The organism is Streptomyces sp. NPDC058000 (assembly GCF_042886435.1).
Classification (GTDB): Bacteria; Actinomycetota; Actinomycetes; order Streptomycetales; family Streptomycetaceae; genus Streptomyces.
Genome location: NZ_JBHVQS010000068.1, coordinates 31,881 through 41,090, shown reverse-complemented (window position 1 = coordinate 41,090; position 9,210 = coordinate 31,881). Strand labels below are relative to the sequence as shown.

Here is a 9,210-nt window from a genome sequence, read left to right as displayed (position 1 = left end):
GGGGTCCGGTGCGGGGGCTGCTGGGCGGCGGGGCGGTTTGTGTGGGGCGGGGGTGGGCCGCACTGCTTCGCTTTACGTCCGGCACACCCCAGCCCCACAGAACCGTCCCCTCCCGTTGTGGGTGGGTAAAGAGGCCGGTGGTGGTGCGGGTGGGTGGGATGGTGCGGATTCACGGCTGAGTGGCGACCGTTAGGCGACCACTCACCCTGACCCCCGCCCACCGTCATTCCCACCCTCCGACGGGAGGGGACGGGGCCGAACAGCCCCGCGCAGCGGCCCCGCAAAACGTGAACCCCCACGGCGGGACGGCCAACAACGTGGGGAAAAAGATCCGCTACGCGGACGGCCGCCCCAGCGCCCGGTACGTCCAGCCCGCCTTGCGCCACAAGGTCGGGTCGAGGGCGTTGCGTCCGTCGAGGACGCGACATTCGGTGGCCACCTCGGCCAGCTCCGCCGGGTCCAGTTCGCGGAACTCGCGCCATTCGGTCAGGTGCAGGACGACGTGGGCGCCGCGTACCGCGTCCAGTGCGCTCGCCGCGTACCCCAGGGTCGGGAAGATCCGCTGGGCGTTCGCCATGCCCTTCGGGTCGTAGACGGTCACCTGGCCGCCCTGGAGGTGGATCTGGCCGGCGACGTTGAGGGCGGGTGAGTCGCGGACGTCGTCCGAGTCCGGCTTGAAGGTCGCGCCGAGGACGGCGACCCGCTTGCCGAGGAAGCTGCCGCCCACCGCTTCCCGGGCCAGCTCGACCATGTGGCCACGGCGTCGCATGTTGATCGAGTCGACCTCGCGGAGGAAGGTCAGTGCCTGGTCGGCGCCGAGTTCGCCGGCGCGTGCCATGAAGGCCCGGATGTCCTTGGGCAGGCAGCCGCCGCCGAAGCCGATGCCGGCCCGCAGGAACTTCTTGCCGATCCGCTCGTCGTGGCCGATCGCCTCGGCCAGCTTCACCACGTCGCCGTCGGCCGCCTCGCAGACCTCGGCCATCGCGTTGATGAACGAGATCTTGGTGGCCAGGAAGGAGTTGGCGGCGGTCTTCACCAGTTCGGCGGTCGGGTAGTCCATGACCACGAACGGCGAGCCCTCGGCGATCGGGGCGGCGTAGACCTCGCGGAGCAGCGCCTCGGCGCGCTCGCTGGTGACGCCGGCCACGAGGCGGTCCGGGTGCAGGGTGTCCTGGACGGCGAACCCCTCGCGCAGGAACTCCGGGTTCCAGGCCAGCTCGGCGTCGGCACCGGCGGGTGCGGCGGCCGTGAGGCGGCGGGCGAGTCGGGCCGCGCTGCCGACCGGCACCGTCGACTTGCCGACCACCAGCGCGGGCCGGGTCAGGTGCGGCGCCAGTGCGTCGAAGGCGGCCTCGACGTAGGACATGTCACAGGCGTACTCGCCGTGCTTCTGCGGGGTGTTCACGCAGACGAAGTGCACATCGCCGAAGGCCCCGACCTCCTCGTAGGAGGTGGTGAAGCGGAGCCGGCCGGTGGAGCCCTCGATCCCGGCGACGTGGCGGCGCAGCAGGTCCGCGAGGCCCGGCTCGTACATCGGGACCTCGCCCCGGCGGAGCATCTCGATCTTCTCCGGCTGTACGTCCAGGCCCAGCACCTCGAAACCCAGCTCGGCCATCGCGGCGGCATGGGTGGCACCGAGGTAACCGGTGCCGATCACGGTGATCTTGAGGGCCATGTGGGGCTCCAGATGTCTGGCGGAAAACGGTGCTGACCGAGCATATCCGCGCGCCGAACGCACCCTTCCCGACCTCCGTACGCTCCCTGGGGGGACTGTCGGCAACCTCACCTATCCGCCGCCTGGTATCCGACCTAGAATCCCTTCTCAGTAAGGGTTACTTAACGGTAGTTAGCACTACCGACACCTCACAGGGGAGTGAGAAACCTTGGCGGGAACCGCTGATTTCGATCTGTACCGGCCGTCTGAGGAGCACGACATGCTCCGCGAGTCGGTGCGCTCGCTCGCCGAGGCGAAGATCGCGCCGTTCGCCGCTGCGGTGGACGAGGAGGCCCGTTTCCCGCAGGAGGCGCTCGACGCGCTGGTGGCCAACGATCTGCACGCCGTGCACGTACCGGAGTCGTACGGCGGCGCCGGTGCCGACGCGCTGGCGACCGTGATCGTCATCGAGGAGGTCTCCCGGGTCTGCGCCTCGTCGTCCCTGATCCCGGCCGTCAACAAGCTCGGTTCGCTGCCGGTGATCCTCTCCGGCAGCGAGGAGATCAAGAAGAAGTACCTCGCGCCGCTCGCCAAGGGCGACGCGATGTTCTCGTACTGCCTCAGTGAGCCGGACGCCGGTTCCGACGCGGCGGGGATGAAGACCAAGGCGGTGCGGGACGGGGACTTCTACGTCCTCAACGGCGTCAAGCGCTGGATCACCAACGCCGGGGTGTCGGAGTACTACACGGTCATGGCCGTCACCGACCCGGAGAAGCGCTCCAAGGGCATATCGGCGTTCGTCGTCGAGAAGGGCGACGAGGGCGTCTCCTTCGGGGCCCCGGAGAAGAAGCTCGGCATCAAGGGCTCCCCGACCCGCGAGGTCTACCTCGACAACGTCCGGATCCCCGCCGACCGCATGATCGGCGCGGAGGGCACCGGCTTCGCCACCGCCATGAAGACCCTGGACCACACCCGCATCACCATCGCGGCCCAGGCGCTCGGCATCGCCCAGGGAGCCCTCGACTACGCCAAGGGCTACGTCCAGGAGCGCAAGCAGTTCGGCAAGCCGATCGGTGACTTCCAGGGCGTCCAGTTCATGCTCGCCGACATGGCCATGAAGCTGGAGGCGGCCCGTCAGCTGACCTATGCCGCCGCGGCCCGCTCCGAGCGCGTCTCGGCCGGGGCCAAGGGCGAGGACCTGACCTTCTTCGGCGCCGCCGCGAAGTGCTACGCCTCCGACGCCGCCATGGAGATCACCACCGACGCCGTGCAGCTGCTCGGCGGCTACGGCTACACCCGCGACTACCCGCTGGAGCGGATGATGCGGGACGCCAAGATCACCCAGATCTACGAGGGCACGAACCAGGTGCAGCGGATCGTGATGGCGCGGAACCTGCCGTAGGGCGTTCCCACCTACGAGGACGGGCCCCCACCGCACCGCGGTCGGGGCCCGTCCTCGTAGGTGGCCGGTCCGGTCAGTTGTTGCTGGTGACGGTGACCGGCTCGTCGTTGTTGAGCTGCTGGACGAGCTGCTTGAGCTTGGCCTGGTCCCAGACCAGGTTGCCGCCGACGCTGCCGGAGATCGGCATGTTCATCGACTTGCCGTTGCCGCTGCTGACGTCCTTCATCGCGAAGAACATCTGGCCCAGGTCCCACAGGCCCATGTCCTTGTCCACCTTCAGCGTGTCCAGGCCGGCGCCCAGCGTCGGGTAGAGCTTGAAGGGGTTGAGGATGGTGCCCGGCGTGGCGGCCTGCTTGGCGACGGCGGCCAGGAACTTCTGCTGGTTCTTGGTGCGCTGGAGGTCCTGCGAGGCGAAGGCGTGCCGGGTCCGGACGAAGGCGAGCGCCTGCGCGCCGGTGAGGGTCTGGGTGCCGGCCTTGAAGTCGGCGCCGGAGTCCTTGTCCTTGAACGCCTGGGGGATGTCCATCTCCACGCCGCCGAGCGCGTCGACGATGTTGGCGAAGCCGGCGAACCCGATCTCGACGTAGTGGTCGATGTGCAGGTGGGTGTTGTACTCGATGGTGCGGACCAGCAGGTCCGGGCCGTCCTCGGCGTAGGTCGCGTTCAGCTTGGTGTGCCGCCCGGTCGCCGGGTACTTCTTGCCGGAGTTCGAGCCGACGTAGGAGGGGATCTCGACGTTGGAGTCGCGGGGCAGGGATATCAGCGTCGGGCCGTTGCTGCCGTCGTGCAGGATCAGCATCGAGTCGGTGCGCCCGCCGTCGGTGGGGCCGCCGGTGTGCAGCTTCTGCTTCATGTCGTCGGTCATGCCCTCGCGGCTGTCCGTCCCGACGATGAGGTAGTTCGTGCCGTCGCCGGTCGCGGGGCGGTCGATGACCTTGCTCAGGTCCACCTCGCGGCGGAGTTTGCCGTCCGCCCAGAAGTAGGTGCCGATCGAGGCGACCAGCACCACCACGACCAGGGTGATCAGCGCCCACTTGATGCGGCGGCCCCACTGCGGGCGCGGCCGGGCGTCGTAGCCGTCGCCCTCGCCGCCGCGGCCGCCGCCGGCGCCCCGGCCGCCGCCCCCGCCGTAGACCTGGCCGGTGTTGTAGCCGCTGTCGTCGTAGCCCTGGGACTGCTGCGGCGGTACGCCGGCACCGCGGCGCGGCGAGAGCGACGGCGGGAGCGGGGGCTCGTTCCGCTGGTAGCCGGGGCCTGCGTCGCGCCGTACCTGCGGCATGGCGCGCGCACCCTCCGGCTGGGCGCTGCCGCTGCCGCGTCCGTACCGGTTGCCGTTCTGGTCGCCGGACCGTCCTTGGGGCCACTCATTCATAGAGGGAAGTGTGCACGCCGCGGGGGGTTGCTTTACAGGGCGGGTGCGGGATCGGGCCGTGGCTGTTGCAGAGCTGATGCAAAGCGACGGACCGCTAACGGGCCATACCGCGAAGGGCCCGACGATTCCGGACGCCATTATCGGAAGCATCCATTCCAGATGGTTTCCGGCGGGGAGGGGGAGAGGCATCTCACGCCGGCGCCGAGACCTGCGTCACGCCGCCCGGGGCCGTTCCGCCGCCCGCCCGTACGGTCCCGTACGGGACCGGCTTACGCTGGTCTGCATGACCGACCTCGCCACCAACAGCCCGGAGGACGCCCCTGCGGGCAAGGCCACCTCCGTCTCCCGCACCACGCTGTCGCACATCATGACCGCAGGCGACACCAATCTCCTCGGCACGGTGCACGGCGGAGTGATCATGAAACTGGTCGACGACGCCGCGGGCGCGGTCGCGGGCCGGCACTCCGGCGGCCCCGCGGTCACGGCATCGATGGACGAGATGGCCTTCCTGGAGCCGGTCCGGGTCGGCGACCTCGTCCACGTCAAGGCACAGGTCAACTGGACCGGCCGGTCCTCCATGGAGATCGGCGTCCGGGTCCTGGCCGAGCGCTGGAACGAGTCCACCCCCGCCCAGCAGGTCGGCTCCGCCTACCTCGTCTTCGCCGCCGTCGACGAGCAGGGCAAGGCCCGTACGGTGCCGCCGGTCATCCCCGAGACCGAGCGTGACAGGCGCCGCTACCAGGAGGCCCAGATCCGCCGGACGCACCGGCTGGCCCGCCGCCGCGCCATCAGGGAACTGCGCGAGCGGCGCGCCGCCGAGGGACTCGACGACGCCTGACCGGCCGGCGGCGCCCCCTCACGCCTCCTCGGGCGCGGGCGCCGCCGCGCCGGGCGCCGCCCGGACCGCCCGGCGGGGCAGCGCCCGGTGGTGCAGCACCGCCGCCGCCAGCTTCGCCAGCAACGCCAGCGCCGCACCGGTGACGGTCCCGGCCGCCGCACACAGCACGTCGTCGATGTCGGCCACCCGGCCCGCCCGCATCAGCAGCTGCCCCACCTCGATGGCGACGCTCAGCCCCACCCCGAGCAGGAACGCACCCGCCGCCGACCACCGGGGCGCGGCGAACCGCAGCAGCAGCGGCACCGGGACGAAGAGCGCGGTGCCGGCGATCAGGCGCCGCACCAGCAGCGCCACCTGGCCCGGCTCCAGCTGTGCGCCCAGCTCGAACAGGCCCTCACCCGGGCGCCACCAGAACGTCGCGTCGCCGGAGCCGACCGGCTGGACGGGGGCGAGGGTGACCACCAGCATCAGCAGCAGCCAGACCGCCAGCAGCACCCGGGCCGTGGTGCGCGGGGCCCGGTACGGGGCCCGTTCCGCCCACAGCGCCAGGCCCAGGGCCAGCGCCAGCGCCCCGAGCAGGAAGAGCACCACCGTGGTCGGGGTGATGACCAGGACGGCCTGCCACATGCTCCGCACCCACCTTTCCGGACTCCGGACACCGGGCGGCCCGGCGTCAGCCGCAGCTCCACTTGGTGACGAAGACCGTCGCGGTGTGCTCCATGACGCCCCGGATGCACTCGTCCGCCGGCATCTCCACCCGCCCGCTCAGCCGGAGCGTGCCGCCCCGCGTCCGGCCGGTGCCGAACCAGCCGGGAAACGCCGTGATCCGGGAGTTCTTGCGCTGGTAGCCGAGCCGGACGGTGATCTCGCCGAGCATCGGCTCGTCCCGCCGGTAGACGACGGTGTAGGTGCCCGGGGCGCCGACCGGGCCGCGTAGGCACAGCAGGCCGCGGACCAGGACGCCGCAGCCGGTCGGCGCGGCCGGGGCCGCCGGGGCCGCCGCCGCGGTGGCCGCGACCAGCCCCAGCACCGCGACCGCGGCCGCGGTCCGACCCGCGCGGTGCCGCCGGCCCGGCCCGCCCGGCGGCGGCCCCGGCGCGGTCCGGCGGGGCGCGGGGACCGTCATCGACACACCGCTTGGTCGCCGGTGATCGCGGCGAGGGTGCCGGGGGCCGGCGTCGGCTCCTCGGCCCGCACCGGCCGCACCGCCCGGAAGTCCGCCCCGACGGTCACCCGCATCACCGGCCCCTGCCCGGCCGCCGGCCGCAGTCGGGCACCGGGCAGCGCCGTGGCCAGTGAGCGCGCCGAACGGTCCCAACGGGGGTCGTAGGAGAGCACCGTGCGCGGTGTGGTGGCGTGCGCGGAGTGGCCGGGGACGTCGGTGGCGAAGCCGGTGTCGTGCAGTTCCCGGGTGACGTGGGCGGCCAGGCCGGGCCGTCCGGTGCCGTTCTCGACCTGCACCTTGACGTGTTCCGGCGGGACGTCCACGACCGGGGTGGGCGCCGCCTTCGGGTCCGGGTGGAGGGCGAACGGCCGGTCCTCGCGCAGGGCCCGGAACAGCTTCGGCGCCTGGACCGGGTCCCAGCGCACCGTCGAACCCAGCCCCGGCACGTTCTCGGCCTCACCGCGCAGCGGCACCGACGCGAACTCCGACGACGCCGGGCCGAAGCCCCGCATCGCCTGCGCCAGGTCGGCCAGGTCGCCCGCCCCGAAGCCGTCGTCGGCCCGTACCGACCGGAGCATGGCGTCCGCCACCTCCTTGAAGCGGACCGGGTTCATCAGCACCCCGGACGAGGTGATCCGGTCCAGCAGCGCGGCCAGGAACCGCTGCTGGCGCTGCATCCGGCCCAGGTCCGCGGAGGCGTCGACGTGGCGCGAGCGGACGTACTGGAGCGCCTGGCCGCCGCCCAGCCGCGAGGTCCCGGCCGGCAGGTCCAGCCCCGAGTAGCGGTCCTTGAGCGGCCGTACCGTGCACAGCTCCACCCCGCCGACCGCGTCCACGGTCCGCATGAAGCTGGTGAAGTCGACCTCCAAATAGTGGTCGATGTGCACCCCGGTCATGTGCTCGACGGTGCGCACGGTCAGGTTGGGGCCGCCCTCGGCGTAGGCGGCGTTCAGCTTGAGCGCGTGCCGCGGGTGGCGCCAGCCGTCGGCGTCCTGGTGGGCGGGCACCTCGGCGTACGAGTCGCGGGGGAGGCTGACGACGCTGGCGCGGCTCCGGTCGGCGGACAGGTGCACCAGCATCAGGGTGTCGGTGCAGTGGCAGGGGTCGCCGCCCAGGTGGTACTTCCGCTTCTCCTCGTCGGTCAGCTTGTCCCGGCCGTCCGTGCCGACGACCAGGAAGGTCAGCCCGGCGCCGCCCCCGGGCCGGTCGCTGATGCCCTGGAAGGCGTCCACCCGGCTGATGCCGGTCTCGACGCCGGTGACCATGGCGTGCCCCACCCCGCTCGCGGACAGCAACAGGGCGGTCGCCGCGGCGCTGATCCGCACCCCCCAGCGCGCCCCCTGGGGACGCCGGCGCGGGCGGCGCCACCGGGACCGACGGGGGCGCCGGCCCGGGACGGTGCGGGGGGAGGGGGACGGCGCGGTCACGGGCCACCTCCGCGGTGGACGGGGACAGGGACGGCGGAGCGGGGCGGACGGGCCCGGCCGGTGCGCGGGCAGTCGCGGTACGGAGTCCGTCACGGTACGGGGTCAGGCACGGAACGGACCGGGTCACCGTAAGCCCATATGATCTGCATCAAAACGCCACACACCGGGTGGTTGTCGTCCGGCCACCCGGTTGCCGTCCGGCGGGGTCCCCCGTTCGCGGTACCGTGAGGCGGAATACCGCAGTCTGCCGGCGGGCGCTGCCGCCCCCCATGGCGGCTCGCCGCGGGCCGTACCCCCGAGGAAACATGCCCCAGCAGCAGCTCCCGGCCGTCTCCGTGATCATGCCGGTGCTCAACGAGGAACGTCACCTGCGCAATGCGGTCCGGCACATCCTGGCCCAGGAGTACGCCGGCGAGATGGAGGTGGTGATCGCCCTCGGCCCGTCCACGGACCGTACCGACGAGATCGCCGCGGAACTGGTCCGCGAGGACCCCCGGGTGCACACCGTCCCCAACCCCACGGGCCGCACCCCCGCCGCCCTGAACGCCGCGATCAAGGCGTCCCGGCACCCCGTCGTGGTCCGCGTCGACGGCCACGGCATGCTCTCGGCGAACTACATCGCCACCGCCGTGCGCCTCCTGGAGGAGACCGGCGCCGCCAACGTCGGCGGCATCATGCACGCCGAGGGCGAGAACGCCTGGGAGGAGGCGGTGGCCGCCGCCATGACCTCCAAGATCGGCGTCGGCAACGCCGCCTTCCACACCGGTGGTGCGGCCGCCCCGGCCGAAACGGTCTACCTCGGCGTCTTCCGCCGCGAGGTGCTGGAGCAGCAGGGCGGTTACAACGAGGAGTTCATCCGCGCCCAGGACTGGGAGCTGAACTTCCGCATCCGGGAGGCCGGCGGGCAGATCTGGTTCTCGCCGGAGCTGAAGGTCCAGTACCGGCCGCGGCCCAGCATCAAGGCGCTGGCCAAGCAGTACAAGGACTACGGGAAGTGGCGGCACGTCGTCGCCCGCTACCACTCCGGGTCGATCAACCTGCGCTACCTCGCCCCGCCGACCGCGGTCTGCGCCATCGCGGCGGGCCTGGTCGTCGGCGTGGCCGTCACGCCCTGGGGCCTCGTCGTCCCGGCCGGCTACCTGGCCGCGATCACCGCGGGCTCGCTGCCGGCCGGCAAGGGTCTGACGCTGAAGGCCCGCGCCCAGATCCCTCTCGCCCTGGCGACCATGCACATGTCGTGGGGCGTCGGCTTCCTCACCAGCCCGCGCGCCCTCGCGCAGAAGGTCATCGCCAGCCGGCGGCCCGCGGTGCCGGCCCCGGCCGCGGAGTAGCCGCCCGGGTGCGCGCCCACG

At 72.3% G+C, this 9,210-nt stretch carries 8 protein-coding genes; 3 read left to right on the top strand and 5 right to left on the bottom strand.

Translation table 11 applies throughout. The annotated features are described in order from the left end of the window. Positions 1-334 precede the first annotated feature (334 nt). Complete coding sequence (locus ACFVT2_RS37690) at positions 335-1,675, bottom strand: UDP-glucose dehydrogenase family protein (RefSeq protein ID WP_390025609.1); 1,341 nt, start codon at positions 1,673-1,675, stop codon at positions 335-337. A 208-nt stretch (positions 1,676-1,883) separates the two neighbouring features. Here ACFVT2_RS37690 and ACFVT2_RS37685 point away from each other — a divergent pair, with 208 nt between their 5' ends. Continuing rightward, positions 1,884-3,056 carry an acyl-CoA dehydrogenase family protein gene (locus ACFVT2_RS37685; protein ID WP_390025607.1) on the top strand — a complete coding sequence of 391 codons (1,173 nt, stop codon included), beginning with the start codon at positions 1,884-1,886 and terminating at the stop codon, positions 3,054-3,056. A gap of 73 nt (positions 3,057-3,129) precedes the next feature. On the opposite strand, the gene ACFVT2_RS37680 is transcribed toward ACFVT2_RS37685, so the two are convergent. Continuing rightward, positions 3,130-4,428, bottom strand: a complete 1,299-nt coding sequence (locus tag ACFVT2_RS37680) for an LCP family protein (RefSeq protein WP_390025606.1) — start codon at positions 4,426-4,428, stop codon at positions 3,130-3,132. A gap of 283 nt (positions 4,429-4,711) precedes the next feature. Here ACFVT2_RS37680 and ACFVT2_RS37675 point away from each other — a divergent pair, with 283 nt between their 5' ends. After that, positions 4,712-5,266 carry an acyl-CoA thioesterase gene (locus tag ACFVT2_RS37675; protein WP_390025604.1) on the top strand — a complete coding sequence of 185 codons (555 nt, stop codon included), beginning with the start codon at positions 4,712-4,714 and terminating at the stop codon, positions 5,264-5,266. A gap of 18 nt (positions 5,267-5,284) precedes the next feature. Here the strand turns inward: ACFVT2_RS37675 and ACFVT2_RS37670 are convergent, their stop codons facing one another. Genes ACFVT2_RS37670 through ACFVT2_RS37660 form a run of 3 tightly spaced genes read right to left on the bottom strand, consistent with a single transcriptional unit; the run spans position 5,285 to position 7,858 of the window. Then, the gene (locus ACFVT2_RS37670; RefSeq protein WP_390025602.1) at positions 5,285-5,893 is read right to left on the bottom strand and encodes a VanZ family protein; all 609 of its coding nucleotides are present in this window, start codon (positions 5,891-5,893) and stop codon (positions 5,285-5,287) included. A gap of 46 nt (positions 5,894-5,939) precedes the next feature. Continuing rightward, on the bottom strand, positions 5,940-6,392 hold the full coding sequence (locus ACFVT2_RS37665; RefSeq protein WP_390025600.1) for a hypothetical protein: 453 nt from the start codon (positions 6,390-6,392) through the stop codon (positions 5,940-5,942). Continuing rightward, on the bottom strand, positions 6,389-7,858 hold the full coding sequence (locus ACFVT2_RS37660; protein ID WP_390025598.1) for an LCP family protein: 1,470 nt from the start codon (positions 7,856-7,858) through the stop codon (positions 6,389-6,391). Before ACFVT2_RS37660 ends, ACFVT2_RS37665 begins: the two co-directional genes overlap by 4 nt. Before the next feature lie 305 nt (positions 7,859-8,163). Between ACFVT2_RS37660 and ACFVT2_RS37655 the strand changes: the two genes are divergently transcribed. After that, positions 8,164-9,189: a glycosyltransferase family 2 protein gene (locus ACFVT2_RS37655; protein ID WP_390025597.1), complete on the top strand. Its 1,026-nt coding sequence runs from the start codon at positions 8,164-8,166 to the stop codon at positions 9,187-9,189. Positions 9,190-9,210 lie beyond the last annotated feature (21 nt).

Excerpts from the sequence above, each read along its gene's own strand:
- ACFVT2_RS37690 (WP_390025609.1), bottom strand. The coding sequence starts at position 1,675 with ATGGCCCTCAAGATCACCGTGATCGGCACCGGTTACCTCGGTGCCACC.
- ACFVT2_RS37680 (WP_390025606.1), bottom strand. The coding sequence starts at position 4,428 with ATGAATGAGTGGCCCCAAGGACGGTCCGGCGACCAGAACGGCAACCGG.
- ACFVT2_RS37675 (WP_390025604.1), top strand. The coding sequence starts at position 4,712 with ATGACCGACCTCGCCACCAACAGCCCGGAGGACGCCCCTGCGGGCAAG.
- ACFVT2_RS37670 (WP_390025602.1), bottom strand. The coding sequence starts at position 5,893 with ATGTGGCAGGCCGTCCTGGTCATCACCCCGACCACGGTGGTGCTCTTC.
- ACFVT2_RS37665 (WP_390025600.1), bottom strand. The coding sequence starts at position 6,392 with ATGACGGTCCCCGCGCCCCGCCGGACCGCGCCGGGGCCGCCGCCGGGC.
- ACFVT2_RS37655 (WP_390025597.1), top strand. The coding sequence starts at position 8,164 with ATGCCCCAGCAGCAGCTCCCGGCCGTCTCCGTGATCATGCCGGTGCTC.